11 protein-coding genes are annotated in these 14,512 nt (G+C 71.9%); 3 read left to right on the plus strand and 8 right to left on the minus strand.

What is annotated here, in order from left to right:
• Positions 1-1,807: glycogen debranching N-terminal domain-containing protein (locus tag AB0M70_RS13545; RefSeq protein ID WP_365819831.1), on the minus strand; the 1,807-nt coding region annotated here is incomplete at its 3' end.
• A 354-nt stretch (positions 1,808-2,161) separates the two neighbouring features.
• Positions 2,162-3,607: a DUF4192 domain-containing protein gene (locus tag AB0M70_RS13550; RefSeq protein WP_365819642.1), complete on the minus strand. Its 1,446-nt coding sequence runs from the start codon at positions 3,605-3,607 to the stop codon at positions 2,162-2,164.
• A 133-nt stretch (positions 3,608-3,740) separates the two neighbouring features.
• Here AB0M70_RS13550 and AB0M70_RS13555 point away from each other — a divergent pair, with 133 nt between their 5' ends.
• On the plus strand, positions 3,741-5,930 hold the full coding sequence (locus AB0M70_RS13555) for a RecQ family ATP-dependent DNA helicase (RefSeq protein WP_365819644.1): 2,190 nt from the start codon (positions 3,741-3,743) through the stop codon (positions 5,928-5,930).
• A gap of 214 nt (positions 5,931-6,144) precedes the next feature.
• A complete protein-coding gene (locus tag AB0M70_RS13560; RefSeq protein ID WP_365819646.1) occupies positions 6,145-6,783 on the plus strand; it encodes a hypothetical protein in 639 nt (212 codons plus the stop codon).
• A 204-nt stretch (positions 6,784-6,987) separates the two neighbouring features.
• Here AB0M70_RS13560 and AB0M70_RS13565 read toward each other — a convergent pair whose 3' ends face one another.
• The 3 genes from AB0M70_RS13565 to AB0M70_RS13575 form a co-directional block, all read right to left on the minus strand.
• Entirely contained in the window at positions 6,988-7,662 is a 675-nt protein-coding gene (locus AB0M70_RS13565) for a hypothetical protein (RefSeq protein ID WP_365819648.1), read from the minus strand.
• 77 nt (positions 7,663-7,739) lie between these two features.
• Positions 7,740-8,441 carry a ribonuclease HII gene (locus tag AB0M70_RS13570; protein ID WP_365819650.1) on the minus strand — a complete coding sequence of 234 codons (702 nt, stop codon included), beginning with the start codon at positions 8,439-8,441 and terminating at the stop codon, positions 7,740-7,742.
• Positions 8,442-8,488: 47 nt separating this feature from the next.
• Positions 8,489-9,103: a TetR/AcrR family transcriptional regulator gene (locus AB0M70_RS13575; protein ID WP_365819652.1), complete on the minus strand. Its 615-nt coding sequence runs from the start codon at positions 9,101-9,103 to the stop codon at positions 8,489-8,491.
• Positions 9,104-9,227: 124 nt separating this feature from the next.
• Here AB0M70_RS13575 and AB0M70_RS13580 point away from each other — a divergent pair, with 124 nt between their 5' ends.
• On the plus strand, positions 9,228-10,784 hold the full coding sequence (locus tag AB0M70_RS13580; protein WP_365819654.1) for an MFS transporter: 1,557 nt from the start codon (positions 9,228-9,230) through the stop codon (positions 10,782-10,784).
• 142 nt (positions 10,785-10,926) lie between these two features.
• Here AB0M70_RS13580 and AB0M70_RS13585 read toward each other — a convergent pair whose 3' ends face one another.
• The 3 genes from AB0M70_RS13585 to AB0M70_RS13595 form a co-directional block, all read right to left on the minus strand.
• Entirely contained in the window at positions 10,927-12,696 is a 1,770-nt protein-coding gene (locus tag AB0M70_RS13585; RefSeq protein ID WP_365819656.1) for a DUF4153 domain-containing protein, read from the minus strand.
• Positions 12,697-12,866: 170 nt separating this feature from the next.
• Complete coding sequence (locus tag AB0M70_RS13590) at positions 12,867-13,775, minus strand: ADP-ribosylglycohydrolase family protein (RefSeq protein ID WP_365819658.1); 909 nt, start codon at positions 13,773-13,775, stop codon at positions 12,867-12,869.
• A 12-nt stretch (positions 13,776-13,787) separates the two neighbouring features.
• Positions 13,788-14,447 carry a histidine phosphatase family protein gene (locus tag AB0M70_RS13595; RefSeq protein WP_365819660.1) on the minus strand — a complete coding sequence of 220 codons (660 nt, stop codon included), beginning with the start codon at positions 14,445-14,447 and terminating at the stop codon, positions 13,788-13,790.
• Between the last annotated feature and the right edge of the window lie 65 nt (positions 14,448-14,512).

A 14,512-nucleotide genomic window follows, 5' to 3' on the forward strand; every position in this document is an offset into this window, starting at 1 on the left:
CCAGGGGTGCGCTGCGGACGGGGCTCAGTGTCACCGTGCCCGAGGGGGCGTCGGGGCGGATTCCGGCGAGCGTGGTGAGGAGCTGCACCCCGGCGGCCGCGGCGGTGGCCGCCGGGCGGCAGGCCGCGGGGTGCGGCAGGGGAGCACCGCCCTCCGTACGCTGCTCCCCCGCGTACATCTCAGGCAGCCGGTAGCCGAACGTCTCGGCCGCGGCCATCACCCCTCGCAGCAGCGCGCTCGCCTCCTTCTCGTAGCCCGCTGCGGCCAGGCCCGCGACGGCGACCGCCGTCTCGTGGACGCGGACCGCCCCGCCACGATGTCCGAAAGGGTTGTACGCCGCTTCCTTGACGCCCAGGCTCCGCAACCCCCACCCCGAATCCATGGCGGGCCCGCCCAGCAGCCGGGCGAGCTGCTCCGTCCGCACCTTGTCCAGCAGCCCTGGCGCGAGCACGCCCGCTCCGAGCAGCCCTGTGTCGAGGAGGTGCGCGGCCCCGCCGGTGAGCAGCGGCACAGGGCGACCGTCGGCCAGGCAGGCCGCGGCGGGCCGCCCGCCCGCCCGGTCCTCCACCCAGAAGTCCTCGCGGAAGGTGCCCCGCAGCCGCTCCGCCCACTGCCGCAGACCGGCACCGCCCGGACGGCCATGCGCATCCAGCAGGTCGGCGCCGAGCAGCGCGGCCCTGTGGGCATGGGCCTGGGTCTCGCAGCGCGCGGGCCCTCCCGGGGACGGGTCCGGCAGGAGCCCCCGGTCGCCCACCGCGGCAAGCAGCCACCGCAGGCAACGCTCGGCCGCCGGCAGCAACTCCTCCGTCTCCTGAGCCAGCAACCCCCAACGCCATGCCTCCGCCAACAGCACGGGGAAGAGCAGCGTCGCCTCGACCCCCGTGCACCCGGGCGGCAGATGCGGCCCCGCGTTCCGCAACGGGCCGGGGATCATCCCCACCCGCGGCCCCTTGCCCCCGAGTTGACGGCGAGCCAGCGTACGCAGGGTCCCCACGGCGATCCCGGTGCCGAGCGGCAGAGCCATCCGCGCGGCCGCGAGCGCCTCGGCCGGCGCGAGCCCGCAGCGCCACGGCGCCCCCGCGGCCAGGTGGATGTCGGTCGGGTGCTCGGGGTCCCGCAGCAACAACGCCTGGAGATCCTCCACGGACCGGTCCAGGAGGGCGCGGGCCCTGGGGTCGTCGCCCGCGGCCCCTGCCGTGGCGAGGGTGCGGGACATCCCGTGCCCGACCGCCCTCACCGGACCCGCACCCTCCGGCCGGACGCGCAGCTCCAGGCTCCAGGTGCCGCCGGGCGCCAGCTCCACCTCCCAGCGCAACAGTCCGGCCGAGGCCAGCGCGTCCGCGGGCGCCGGGTGCGCGGTGACCACACAGGTGCCTGACGGCGCGGACCAGCGCATTCCGGAGTCGTGGACCGAGGGGGGCAGTTCCGGACCGGTGTTGCCGGAAGCGACCGCTCCGAGCTCCGCCAGGTCCGTGCCGAGCGACACCTCCACCGGTAGTCGCAGGTGCCGACCGGCGGCGCTGCGCAGAATGATCCGCTCCGTGCCGTCCGCGTACCGGTTCCGCTCGACGATCACATCCGGATCCGGTCCGCCGTCCGCGGCGGGTCGCAGCGTCGCCACGAAGCGGGCGCGGTCGGCCGAGAGCATCCGTGCCTGCACGGCGATCGGCTCGCGCCCCGCCACTCGTAGCTGACAGCGGGACAGCAGCCTGCGCCCCGCGCGGTAGAACCCCTCGAGCCCGCGCCCGGTCAACTGCCCCTGGTCCGTGGAGATCGCGAGTGCGGGCAGGGCGACACAGATCAGCATGGCGTGCGCGGGCGGCAGCTGCGCCAGGCGACGCGGCGCGGGAGCCTGCGCGGATCCGCCGGGAGGGGGCGGGGAGCCCGGCACGGGCCTCTGGGGACCCCCTCTGCCGGAGACGGGGGACGGGGCGGGCAGGGGCATGAGATGGCCTCTTCTGCGCTGTCCGCGCTACGGGAAGTCGGAGGTCGTACGGCGGATCGGCCCAGGCACAGGTACCGCCACTCAGGTGAACGGACCTGCCCCGCACCAAGTCACGCCCCCCGGGCCGGAAGCCACTCGCCCGGCCCTGGCCTCCCCCGTACGGCAGCAGGACCGGCGCCTGCCCCGCTCTTGCCTTCCGCTGCCGCACACCCGCGTTCACGTGTCGTTCCTCGCCGTGCGACGGATCGTGCGGCGGCGGTTCTGCGGCCCCGTGGTCGGCCGGTCGGTGGCCGGCCTCTCGGTGACCCGTGCGCCGCGGCCACCCTTCGAACGTGCGGGGCGGCGACGTCGAGCGGCTGCCACGCCCACCGGCTCACCCACGGGGTCCGGCGACCGCGACGGCTCCGAAGACTCCGAAGGGGATGACGGGTTCGACACCTTCGCAGGCTCCAAGGAAAGTGGCAGTTCGGTCTGCACTCCCTTGACGCTGCGGTCGTTCCGCTCCGTGCGCAGGCAGCGGCGGATCGGCTCAGGGTCCAGATCTCCGATGCAGGCGTGGTGCAGGAGCTGCGCGAAGGTGTAATTCGGATCGGCGCACAGCGCCATGGCCAGGGCTTCCTGGCCCTCCGTGGTGTCACCCAGGGACCACGCGACCCAGCCCGCGAGCGACAGCGGTGCCGCCGCGTGCTCTGCGTAGGCACCGACGCAGCGGCGGGCCAGGACCCGCCAGAGACGAAGCGCGGATGCCGCGACATCGCCTTCCATCCACTCCGCGGCCCGGTCTCGCGTCGTACGGTCCTGCAGGCCGAGGATCAGCGCGGCGGCCTCGTCGTGCGCGAGGAGCTCGTCGTCCTGGAGGTCCGCCTCAAGCCTGTCGACGACCGCCGGCGCGGCCACCATGCGCGCCATGATCCGTCGGGCCAGGTCAAGCGTGTCAGCGGCGACCTCGGCGTGCCCGTCCTCCCCCAGCATCCGGTGCACGAGCGCCATGCCCGCCGCATCAAGCGCGGCTTCCTGGTCGACCGCGGCGACAGATTCCCAGGGAGTCAACCGTGCCCGCATCTCCCGCGGGGTGACGCCCACTTGGACGCCGGCGTAAGCCGTGGCGGCGGCCAGGACCGAGGTGCCGGGACGCAGCAGTGGCACGCCTTCCGGCGGGCAGCACTGCGTGTTCGGACAGCAGTAGGTCCAGAAGCTGCCCGCCGAGATGCACACGACCTCGAACACGGGGACGTCGAGCCTTCCGCAGGCGGTGCGGAGCACCTGCGCCAGTGGTCGCAGGCGCTCCATGACCTGCCGGCCGGTCTCCGTGCCGACCGGTTCCGCGCACAGGAAGGCCACGATGCCGTCAGGCCGGGCGTCGCGCCGCTCACAGCCGCCCACCAGGCACTGCGCGAGCTGTTCCGCGATGGGCGGCCAGTCCTCCGGACGCCCGGGAATACCGAGGCGCACCCGGCCGCCGAACCGCCCCCGCTCGCCGTGCAGGGCGATGAGGACGACACTCTCCTCGGGCCTGAACCCGAGCAAGTACGGCAGGGCGTCCGCGAGTTCGGCGGGGGTGCGCAGGGTGACCGTCGTGTCGTCGATGGATGCGGTTCGCCCGGTCGAGTTGATGGAGTTGGTCGAGTCGATCGGGTCGTTGTGCTCGCTGTGATTCGTCATGCGCCGACTCTCCCGCGAATGGCCAGGTTCCGGTTTGACCTGTGGATAAGTGCGGTCAGGGGCACGCCAAGAGTTATCCACAGCTCGGCGGACCCGTTCGCCTAATGTCAGACCCATCGGGTTGCATGGGGGCATGAGCAACGAAGATCTGCGCACGGCGGCCGATGCCGTACTCGCCCGCCTCGTCGGCGGACCCGCGCCCACAGGCGGCGAGGCGTCCCCGTCAGAGGGCCCACGGCTGCGTGAGGACCAGTGGCGCGCGATCGAAGCGCTCGTCGCCGACAAGCGACGGGCACTGGTCGTGCAGCGCACGGGCTGGGGAAAGTCCGCCGTGTACTTCGTCGCGACCGCGCTGCTGCGGGAGCGGGGCAGCGGCCCCACCGTGATCGTCTCCCCCCTGCTCGCGCTCATGCGCAACCAGGTGGAGTCGGCGGCGCGGGCCGGGATCCGCGCCCGCACGATCAACTCCTCCAACACCGAGGAGTGGGAGACCATCCAGGCCGAGGTCGCCTCCGGCGGCGTGGACGTCCTCCTCGTCAGCCCGGAGCGGCTGAACAACCCGGACTTCCGCGACCAGGTCCTGCCCAAGCTCGCCGCCGCGACCGGTCTGCTCGTGGTCGACGAGGCGCACTGCATCTCGGACTGGGGCCACGACTTCCGGCCCGACTACCGACGGCTGCGCACGATGCTCGCCGACCTCCCCCCGGGCGTCCCCGTCCTGGCGACCACCGCGACGGCCAACGCGCGCGTGACGGCTGACGTGGCCGAACAGCTGGGCACGGGCGGCAGTTCGGACGCGCTCGTGCTGCGTGGTCCCCTCGACCGCGAGAGCCTGAGCCTGAGCGTCCTGCAACTCCCCAATGCGGCGCACCGGTTGGCCTGGCTCGCCGACCATCTGGACGACCTTCCGGGCTCAGGAATCATCTATACGCTCACCGTCGCGGCAGCCGAGGAGATCACCGCCTTCCTGCGGCAGTGCGGGCACACCGTCACCTCGTACACCGGAAAGACGGAGAACTCGGACCGCCAGCAGGCCGAGGAGGATCTGCTCGCCAACCGCGTGAAGGCCCTGGTCGCCACGTCCGCGCTGGGGATGGGCTTCGACAAGGCCGACCTCGGTTTCGTGGTGCACCTCGGCTCCCCCTCCTCCCCGATCGCCTACTACCAGCAGGTCGGTCGCGCGGGCCGAGGCGTCGATCACGCGGAGGTGCTGCTCCTTCCGGGCAAGGAGGACGAGGCGATCTGGAACTACTTCGCCTCGCTCGCCTTCCCGCCCGAGGAGCAGGTCCGGCGCACGCTGGACGTGCTGGCGCAGGCGGGCAGGCCACTGTCGCTGCCCGCCCTGGAACCGCTGGTCGAGCTGCGCCGGTCACGCCTGGAGACGATGCTCAAGGTCCTCGACGTGGACGGAGCGGTCCGGCGCGTCAAGGGCGGCTGGACCTCCACGGGGATGCCCTGGGCGTACGACGCCGAGCGCTATGCCTGGGTCGCCAAGCAGCGACAGACGGAACAGCAGGCGATGCGTGACTACGCCACGACTCCCGGCTGCCGGATGGAGTTCCTGCGACGGCAGCTGGACGACGAGGCGGCCGCACCCTGTGGCCGCTGCGACAACTGCGCGGGGGCTCGCTTCACCGACGCCGTGTCGTCCGGGGCGCTCGACACGGCAAAGGGCGAGCTGGTCCGCGCGGGCGTCGACGTGGAGTCCCGCAGGATGTGGCCCACCGGGCTCGCCGCGATCGGCGTCGACCTGAAGGGGCGCATTCCGGCCGGGGAGCAGGCGTCGCAGGGCCGTGCGTTGGGGCGCCTCTCGGACATCGGGTGGGGCAACAGGCTCCGGCCGATGCTCTCGCCGCAGGCCCCTGACGGGCCGGTGCCCGACGATGTGGCGAACGCCGTGGTCGGTGTCCTAGCCGACTGGGCGAAGGGCCCCGGTGGCTGGGCATCGGGCGGCGCCGACGCGCAGCCGCGACCGGCCGGCGTCGTGACCATGTCCTCGCACACCAGGCCCCAGCTGATCCAGTCGCTGGGCGCGCGGATCGCGGAGATCGGCCGCCTGCCCCACCTCGGCTCCATCGAGTACGCCGCCGGAGCCGACTCGACGCACGTTCCCAGGAGCAACAGCGCCCAACGTCTGCGCGCCCTCGACGGGACGCTGACCGTGCCCCCGGAGCTCGCGGCGGCGCTCCAGGAAGCGGACGGTCCCGTGCTGCTCGTCGACGATCTGACGGACAGCGGCTGGACCCTGGCGGTGGCCGCGCGCATGCTCCGCCGAGCCGGAGCCAAGGGGGTGTTGCCGCTGGTCCTGGCTGTACAGGGCTGACGAAAGCGTCAATGGGGGGCGCCTTGGGCAGGGATATAGAAGGCGCATCACCAGATACCGGTCGGCGGTCCCAATTGCTCGTTGCCGCAAGGCAGTCCGGCGGGAAGAATTGGTATCGCTCCCCGCGCGGCTCCCCGTGGCCCGGCAGCACTGTGCCGCGGTGCGCTCCCCCAGCCCGACCCCGCCCTCTGGGCGCGTAGCCGAAGGGAGGACCGTGACCTTCGGATTCGCTCCGTCCGCTGCGGCATCGATGTCGGAGTCTTCGACGTCGGCTGAGATGTCCGCTGATCCCGCCAACCGACTGGCCCGCGTGCTGGAGCCCGCGGAGTGGTCAGCCGCGGGGATTCCCCTGCTGCGCAACCCACGTGAGGTCGTCAGCGGCCTGCACGCCCGGCATCGTCCGACGCCCGCGACAGCCGTCGTCGCCGTCCTCGATCCGGAGGAACGGCTGCGGGCGAGCGCCTCGTTCACCCGTCGGCCGAGCGCGGCGGACGGCTGGGTCTTCCGTAACGCCCTGCTCGCGCAGTTGCGCCGGATCATCCCGCACGATCTGCGCCGCCGCACACCGGTGCGCACGGCCGTCCTGCTCTACTGCCGTGACGGTGACGCGCGTTGGACGCAGGAGGACGGAGCGTGGATGTGGGGTCTGCGGGACGCCTGCACGCTGCACGGGCTGCGGTGCGGCGCGTACATCACGTTGACCCGTGACGGCTGGCAGGTGCTCGGCGAGGGGCGCGGCGGCCGTCGGCCGAGCACTGGCTCACAGCCCGAGACGTTCGCCGACACCGATCCGCCGCCACCACGCACCGGCGGCGCCGCCTCCGACGTCCTGCGCCGAGCGGCGGCACGCTGAGGTGTCCGCCGCACCACCCGCCGCGAGGCGGGTTACAGGCATGGACCGGCACGCGCCCGCCGTCAGCGTCGCGAGGCGCGACGCGCACAGCTCGGGCTCAGCGCGCCATGCCACCGAAGCCGGTCGCCCCACGCCGCGACTTCGTCCACCTGACGACGAACGTCAGGCAGGCGAAGCCGAGGCGCGGATGTCGGACAGCGAGCGTCAGACGCCCGCGCCCAGCATCGCGTTGATCCGCTGCGGGTCACCGCAGACGATCAGCAGGGTTCCGGCCCGTGCGAGCGCCGTCGGCAGCGCGCCGACCGCTATCTCCTCGCTGCCGCCGTTGATGGCGACGACGACCACGGGGCGGGACACGGCACGGTCCAGGGCGGCGGCGTCGGCGTAGAAGACGTCGTCGCCCGCGTCGTGCTGAGCCCAGTAGGAGACCTCGCCGAACGACAGCTCGTGCGTGGCCCACGGGTGCGGGTCGCCGGTGGTGATCACCAGCACCTCACCCGGAGCGCGGCCCGAGTCGAGCAGCAGGTCAACGGCTTCCTCGGCGGCGTCGAGCGCCCCCTCGACGGGAGCCGGGATCAGCTGGATCTGCGGAACCGAAGTACCGGCGTCCGTCGCGGGGCCGGCAGGGGCGCCGGCGGGAGCGGCGGAAGGTACGGAAACAGCCGGGGCGGACGGCCCGGGCTTGGCGGCCGGCTCACGCGAGGTGCGCTGCGCCGGCGGGGTCGGCCGGGCGGGGCCCGGTCGGCCAGGACGCGGCGCGGCCGCGGGACGCGGGCCGGGTACGGGGCGGGGGGTCGGCGTGACGCGGCCACTGGCCGGGGTCACGCGGGGACCCTGGGCACTCTCGTGAATCTGAGGCTCCTCGGGACTGAGAGGCATGCGTTGTTATTTATCAAACGCCGGTGCGGGTGGCATCGGCGGGTGGCACTGAGTGCGATGTGGAACTGCCGGAAGCGTCAGAAATCGAAGCCGAGCTGGCCCTCGATCTCCGGAACGCTTCCATCCGCCCAGCTGCGGGCCTTCTTGAGGTGCCGCCACTGGGGCAGCGCATCAAGATACGCCCACGACATCCGGTGGTACGGGGTGGGCCCCCGCTCCGCCAGCGCGGCCTTGTGCACCGGCGACGGATAGCCGGCGTTGGCCGCAAAACCGAAGTCTGCATGTTCGATACCCAGTTCGGCCATCATTTTGTCGCGCCGAACCTTCGCGATCACCGACGCCGCGGCGACGGCCACACAGGATTGATCGCCCTTGATCACCGTACGAACCTGCCAGGGAATCCCGAGATAGTCGTGCTTCCCGTCGAGGATCACCGCTTCCGGACGCACCGGAAGCGCCTCCAGGGCGCGCACCGCGGCGAGCCGCAGCGCGGCGGTCATCCCCATGTCGTCGATCTCCTCGGGCGAGGAGTGCCCCAGGGCATAGGCCGTGACCCAGCTCTCCAGCTCCCCCGCGAGCGTGGTGCGCCGCTTGGGAGTGATCAGCTTGGAGTCGGTGAGCCCTTCGGGCGGCCTGCGCAGTCCCGTGATCGCCGCGCATACGGTGACCGGTCCCGCCCACGCTCCGCGCCCGACTTCGTCGACTCCGGCAACGATCTTCGCTCCGGTGGTAGCGCGAAGGGAGCGCTCGACGGTGTGGGTGGGTGGTTCGTACGGCATGGCGCCTGACAGCGTACGCCGCCGCATGCCACCGGCGACACCCAGGTCTACCGACGAAGCAGCGGAACCATGACCTGATCGATCAGGTCGGTGAATTCCTCGTCCCCCCATTCGCTCCCGCACACCTTGGACCGGTACATCATCATCGCCGGAATGACATCGCATACGTAGGAATTCGTGGCATCGTCGCGGACCTCTCCGCGCTCGACCCCGCGGCGTACGACCTCTTGGATCAGTCCCACGCTCGGCCCGATGACCCCGTCGAAGATCACGCCATGGAACCGCTCGGCCGTCACCGTGTCGCACTCGTGAAGGACCGCGCGGAGTGCGAATCCGGGCCGCGAGAACATCGCCTCACGCATCTGCCTGCACAGCTGGAGAAGGTCTTCCCTGACTCCTCCGCAGTCCGGTGCGGAGTCGAGTTTGGGAAGGCCGGCCTGCAGCGCGTCGACGACGAGGTCCTCCTTGGAGGGCCAGCGGCGATAGACGGCGGCCTTGCCGGTCTGCGCGCCCGCGGCCACGCCTTCCATCGTCAGGCCGGCCCAGCCGACGGTGCTGAGCTGTTCGAGCGTGGCCTCGAGGATCGCCCGTTCGAGCACGGGGCCCCGGCGGCGCAGGGAGGCCGTTTGAGCGGCTGCGGCGCTCCAGCGCGAAGTAACCATCGACATCTCTCCGTTGGAGTACGAGGCAGTGTCAGTGAACGGTTGCGTTCACTGATGGGGAGTCACTACCGTGGACGGGACAGTGAACGGGAGCGTTCACTAACGCACTTGTGGGGGACCCATAGTGACAACCTCTCAGTTAGCCAAAGATCAAAACCCGGGTGCCGCCCGCCGAGAAGGCCACCCCGGTATCGCCCTGACCGTCATCGCGGCCTGCCAACTCATGGTGGTCCTCGACGCGACGATTGTGAACATCGCGCTCCCGCACATTCAGGACGCGCTCAAATTCTCCACCACCGACCTCACTTGGGTTGTCAGCGCGTACACCCTCACCTTCGGCGGCCTGCTGCTTCTCGGCGGCCGGGCGGGTGACATCCTCGGCCGCCGCCGCGTCTTCATGACCGGCATCCTGGTCTTCACCCTCGCCTCGCTCCTGGGCGGATTCGCGCAGGAGCCCTGGCAGTTGCTGGCCGCGCGCGCCCTGCAAGGCGTGGGTGGCGCGATCGCGTCGCCTACCTCCCTGGCCCTGATCACCACGACGTTTCCCGAAGGCCCCGAGCGCAACCGCGCGTTCGGGGTGTTCGCGGCCGTCTCCGCGGGCGGCGGCGCCATCGGCCTGCTGGCCGGCGGCATGCTCACCGAGTGGCTCGACTGGCGCTGGGTGCTGTTCGTGAACGTGCCCATCGGCATCCTGATCGCCTTCCTCACCCCGCTCTACATCAGCGAGTCCGAGCGCCATCCGGGCCGCTTCGACATCGCGGGCGCCCTTACGTCGACCCTCGGCATGGCCTCCCTGGTCTACGGGTTCATCCGGGCGGCCGAGGACGGCTGGAGCGACAGCCTCACCATGGGGTCGTTCGGCGCGGCGATCGTGCTGCTCCTCGCCTTCGCCCTGATCGAGAGCCGGGCGAAGGAGCCGATCACTCCGCTGAGGATGTTCGCCGACCGCAACCGCTCCGGCTCGTACGTGATCATGCTGAGCCTGGCCGCGGCGATGTTCGGCATGTTCTTCTTCATCGTGCTCTTCGTCCAGAACGTCCTGGGCTACACACCGATCGAGGCGGGCCTCGCCTTCCTGCCGGTCACGGTCGCGATCGTGGCGGGCGCGGGCATCTCCCAACGTCTGCTTCCGACCCTGGGCCCCAAGCCGTTCATGGTGATCGGTTCGGCCCTCGTCGCCATCGGGCTCGGCTGGCAGACCCTCATCAGCCCGGACAGTTCGTACGTGGGCGGAGTGCTGGGCCCGATGCTCCTGTTCGGCTTCGGGATGGGTCTGAACTTCGTGACCCTGACACTGACCGCCGTCTCCGGAGTGGCCCCACACGAGGCGGGCGCGGCATCGGGGCTGCTCAACGCGACGCAGCAGGTGGGCGGTTCGCTCGGCCTCTCCATCCTGACCACGGTGTTCGGCACGGCAAGCCGCGACGAGGGCAAGGAACAGATGGCGGACTTCATGGCGAACGCCTCGCCGGAACAGAAGGCCGCCTTCGCCAAGACCGGCGAGCTGCCCGCACCCTGGGGACACGAGGTGCTCTCCGAGGGGATCTCGACCGCCTTCATACCGGCCGTCGCCATGGCCGTGCTCGCCCTGATCACCGCGCTGGTGGTGGTCCGGGTACGCAAGAGCGACATGGACGCGTTGTCCGGGACGGCGAGCGCGGCCGGTCCGGCGGGAGGCTGACAGGCGCGCGCAGGCGTACGTGCCGGGTCGCCCGTGGGGACGGGAGAGCGGCCCGGCACTCGCCGCCGTGGGGGGCCACGACCGCCCTCCCGTCACCCTGCGGACCCGCTCCCGGCAGATCCGCGACCCTGCCGCGCGCGACTCAGCGGTACGAGGTCTCCTCGTCGAGGTCTATGCAGTCCGACGGAGACGCCTTGGGAGGCCGGTCCTCGAGGATCTCCCGGGCTTGGGCCTCCCCCAGGCTGGTGGCGTACCAAGGGCCGCGCTCGGAGCCGAGGCTCGTCTCGATGCCCTCAAGGGCGCAGGAGCGCAGCGGTTCCGGCAGCCCGTCGAGGGCCGGAGCCGCATCGGCGGACAGCCCCCGCGCGTACTCCAGGTCGAACTTCCCGGTGTCTTCGTAGCGCTGCACATTGCGCTCGGCGATGAGTCCGTCGGGTGAGAGGAGCCCGAAGGCCAGTACACCAGCGGCCGCGCTCGCAGCAACGGCGCGCGGCAACCAACGCGCGCCCCACACCCCGGCCGCCATGATCAGCACGATGACCACGCCGAGCCAGAGTTCCACGGCCACGACCGACACCCTCAGCCTGGTCAGGCCGTACGCCTCGACGTACATGTCCATGCGCCGCACCGCCGACGCGACGACGACGAGCGTGAGGGCGCAGAGCGTGCCGAGCACGGCGCGCACCAGACTTCGGTCGCGCGCCCCGTCCCGCGGCGCCCAGCGCAGGGCGAGGACGATGACGACCAGAGTGAGCAGCGTGGCGAGCAGCAGCTGCCAGAAGCCCTGGCGTGCGTACGCGGCGTACGAGAGGTCGGTCTTCTCCAGGACCGCGTCGTAGCCACCGAAGAGCACGGCGAGCTGCACCACGTTGAACGCCGCGAACAGCAGGTTCAGGACGATCAGCGGCAGAGCCCACTCGACGCGGCCCCGCTCCCGCCCTGGACCCACGACGAGCCGGTCCCAGCGCACGGGCGCGGCAGCGGTGTGTGCCGCGGCGAGCGCCCCTACGACGCCGGCCGCGAAGAGCAGCAGACGCCATGGCCCGTCGGCAACGGAGGCGTCGGGCATCAGATCGCCGAGCAGCCCCGCGAAGGCGGCGTCGGCCCCGGCGAACAGCGCGCCGAAGACCAGCAGCAGCACGGCGGTCACCGCGGCCGCCCGCAGCACGGGACCGCTCCTGGATCCGCTCGCCCGGCCCCGCACCCCACGCCAGCCCCAGCCGAGACCGGAGAGCACCGCTTCGAAGAGACCGACCGGGCCGAGCAGCACGCCGGGCCACGTACGGCAGCCGTGCAGCGCGAGCGAGCCGAGTCCGACGGCGCCGACGACGGCGAGGAACGAGGGCCAGCCCGCGTCCCGCAGCGCGGGCACGGCGAGCAGCGCGAGACCGCCGACCGCCCAGGCCAGCGTCCAGGGGCGCGGTCTTCGACCGGCCTGCTCGGCGGCGAAGTACGCGGCGAGCGCGGCAGGGACGGCGACGATCAGCAGGTTGATCGCGAGACCGTCGCCGAGCAGCAGCATGCTCAGCAGACCGGTGGCGAGCACTGCGCCGAGCGTGCCCGTGCGGACCGGGGCGGGCGGCTCGGATCGCAGGTCGGCCAGCAACGGCTCGTGCTTGTACGCGCCCTCCGGGTACGCCCAGTCGGGACGGGGCCCTGGGGGCCCCGCCGCGGCGCGCGGACCGGGCACGGCGTCCTGAGGTTCCTCGGGCGCCTCGCCGTGGCTGTCGCCGCCGGCTCGCCGCGCTTCTGACGGCTCTTTGGCTGGACCTTCTGCTGAATGTGTAGGTGAATCCTCCACATCTGATGGCTCAGGCGTGGACGGTGAATCGGACACGGGACCCCCTCCCGGCCGGTCCGCGCGTGCAGCGGACGGCACGCACGCGTGGCGGGGCCGCCGGGCGACCGGCATCTCGTTGAGGCGCTCGTCATGATCAACTCGCGGCCTGCCGGAAAGAGTAGCGGGGCCACCGACGAGGGCCCCCGCATCGACCATGCTGTGGCATGACCGTGACAGTCACACCGGAACCCCCTGGGGCAGACCGCCTGACCGCAGACGCCAGCCAGCCGTGACCGCCGAGGTCAGCCCGTCGCGACCGGCACCCAGCCAGGCAGCGCCTCGGTCCGCTCCAGCCACGCCTCGGAGGGCGCTCCACCCTCACCGGCAGCGACCACTCCGCCCACGATGGCGCAGGTCGTGTCCATGTCGCCGCCCACCTGGGCGGTGGACCAGATGGCCCGCTCGTAATCACCCAGGCCACGGGCGGCCGACCACAGCGCGAACGGCACCGTGTCGTGAGCCGTCGTGCGGCGGCCGCAGCCGAGGACCGCGGCGACCGTCGCCGTGTCCCCGTAGTCGAGCATGTCCCGCGCGCGGCGGAGCCCCGCCCCCACGGCGCTGCGGGGCACGAGGTCGATCACGCCGTCGAGCAACGTCTTGGGCGCGGGCGGCCCTGCGGGGTCGGCCGCGAGCGCCGCGGCGGCGGCCACCGCCATGGCCCCCACGACCGCCTCGCGGTGCTGGTGCGTGGGGTAGGCGGAGATCTCCGCCTGGTGGGTCGCCTGCTCCGGATCGTCCGCGTACCAGGCGCCGAGCGGGGCGATCCGCATGGCCGCCCCGTTGCCCCAGGAGCCCTGCCCCTTGAACAGCGCGGAGGCCAGCTCCCGCCAGTCCCCGCCTTCCCGGACCTGCCTGAGCAGCCGGTTCACCGCAGGGCCGTAGCCGCGGTCGAAGTCGTGGTGTTCGGCGAAGGACAGGGCCAGGGCGTCCTGGTCGATCCGGTCGTGCCGGATCAGGACCGCGAGCACGGAACAGGCCATCTCGGTGTCGTCGGTCCACTGCCAGGGGCCTGGGGGCGCTTCGCGGCGCTTCAGCAGGGGGTAGTTCGCGGGCACGAAGAACTGAGAGCCCAGCGCGTCCCCCACCGCCAGTCCGCGCAGGCTGGCCAGAGCGCGGGCCAGGCGCCGGTCGGGAGAGGAGTCAGCGGTCATCGCCCTGCCACTCTATCCGGTGACGCCGTAGGGTTCGGGTTCGCGCCAGCGTTCGAACGGCCGGTCCAGTGTGTACTTGCCGTCGTCGCCGAGCACCAGCGTCCTCATCTCGCCGTTCCCGGGGTTGGACAGCGACTCGAACTCCGCCACCGACCAGTGGAACCAGCGCATGCAGAAAAGCCGCATGGTCAGGCCGTGAGTGACAAGAAGGACGTTCGGCGGATGGTCCGGGGCCTCGAAGCTCCGGTAGAGGCTCTCCAGGAACGCGCCCACCCTGTCGTACACGTCGGCCCCTGACTCACCCTGGGCGAAGCGGTAGAAGAAGTGCCCGTACGCGTCGCGGTAGGCCTTCTGCAGCCTGACGTCGTCCCTGTCCTGCCAGTTCCCCCAGTCCTGCTCCCGCAGCCGCGGCTCCTCGCGGATTCTCACCAGCTCGGGGTCGAGCCGCAGGGCCCGGAAGGTCTCGTGGGTACGGCGGTAGGGCGAGACGTACACGCTCACCCGCTCCCGGCCGACGGCCTCCCGGAGCTGCTCACCCGTCTCGTCCGCCTGGCGCCAGCCCTTCTCGGTGAGCGCCAGCGCGTGATCGGGTTCGCGTTCGTACACGGTGTCGTCGGCGTTTCCGGCCGACTCGCCGTGCCGGACAAGGAAGATGCGCTGCGGACGTGCCATACGGAAACCCTAGATCGGCCCCTCCCCCGCGGCTCAACCGGTCGGCCGTCGGGGCTCCATCCGGC

This window comes from Streptomyces sp. NPDC051214 (assembly GCF_040682375.1).
Classification (GTDB): domain Bacteria; phylum Actinomycetota; class Actinomycetes; order Streptomycetales; family Streptomycetaceae; genus Streptomyces.

What these genes read in the sequence shown, in the direction of transcription:
- AB0M70_RS13550 (WP_365819642.1), bottom strand. Translation starts at nt 3,607, where the DNA reads ATGACGAATCACAGCGAGCACAACGACCCGATCGACTCGACCAACTCC.
- AB0M70_RS13555 (WP_365819644.1), top strand. Translation starts at nt 3,741, where the DNA reads ATGAGCAACGAAGATCTGCGCACGGCGGCCGATGCCGTACTCGCCCGC.
- AB0M70_RS13565 (WP_365819648.1), bottom strand. Translation starts at nt 7,662, where the DNA reads ATGCCTCTCAGTCCCGAGGAGCCTCAGATTCACGAGAGTGCCCAGGGT.
- AB0M70_RS13570 (WP_365819650.1), bottom strand. Translation starts at nt 8,441, where the DNA reads ATGCCGTACGAACCACCCACCCACACCGTCGAGCGCTCCCTTCGCGCT.
- AB0M70_RS13575 (WP_365819652.1), bottom strand. Translation starts at nt 9,103, where the DNA reads ATGGTTACTTCGCGCTGGAGCGCCGCAGCCGCTCAAACGGCCTCCCTG.
- AB0M70_RS13585 (WP_365819656.1), bottom strand. Translation starts at nt 12,696, where the DNA reads ATGCCGGTCGCCCGGCGGCCCCGCCACGCGTGCGTGCCGTCCGCTGCA.
- AB0M70_RS13590 (WP_365819658.1), bottom strand. Translation starts at nt 13,775, where the DNA reads ATGACCGCTGACTCCTCTCCCGACCGGCGCCTGGCCCGCGCTCTGGCC.
- AB0M70_RS13595 (WP_365819660.1), bottom strand. Translation starts at nt 14,447, where the DNA reads ATGGCACGTCCGCAGCGCATCTTCCTTGTCCGGCACGGCGAGTCGGCC.